The sequence below is a fragment of the Salinisphaera sp. G21_0 genome (assembly GCF_017744115.1).
Lineage (GTDB): Bacteria > Pseudomonadota > Gammaproteobacteria > Pseudomonadales > Endozoicomonadaceae > Endozoicomonas.
In genome coordinates, this window is the sequence record NZ_JAGHQW010000261.1 from 1 (window position 1) to 574 (window position 574).

The following is a 574-nucleotide window of genomic DNA, read 5'->3' on the forward strand; positions in this document are numbered from 1 at the left end:
CGTCTTTGCCCTCCTGCCAGCCCTCTTTCAAGCAGGGCAGGGTCAGGAAGGCCTTCACGTCCTGATCTTTCGGTAAGCCTTTGCCATGACACATGGAGGAAATATTGGTGACCAGTGCCCGGTCGAGTGGTTTGCCCTTAACGTCCTCGTCTTTGCCCTCCTGCCAGCCCACTTTCAAGCAGGGCAGGGTCAGGAAGGCCTTCACGTCCTGACCTTTCGGTAAGCCTTTAGAGCAACACATGGCGGAAATATTGGTGACCAGTGCCCGGTCGAGCGGTTTGCCCTTAACGATATCGTCTTTGCCCTCCTGCCAGCCCTCTTTCAAGCAGGGCAGGGTCAGGAAGGCCTTCACGTCCTTATCTTTCGGTAATCCTTTGCGATGACACATGGAGGCTATTTGTTTCAAGCATGGGTTATCAGCAACCGACTGAATGTTTTCCCCGGGTGCTTCTGCAAACTCCTTTATCTGAGTCTTCGAGTTGAGCATGCTCGTAAGGCAGCTGGTATTTGTAATCTGCTGGGTATTTACAGCTAAAAAGAACGTGTTAGCCTTGGCAAAATAGCCTTTGAAAGT

At 51.7% G+C, this 574-nt stretch carries 1 protein-coding gene; it reads right to left on the reverse strand.

All coding sequences use genetic code 11. The annotated features are described in order from the left end of the window. Positions 1-487, reverse strand: a 487-nt coding sequence (locus J7439_RS25960) for a hypothetical protein (RefSeq protein ID WP_209204947.1), incomplete at its 3' end; no start/stop codon positions are given. Between the last annotated feature and the right edge of the window lie 87 nt (positions 488-574).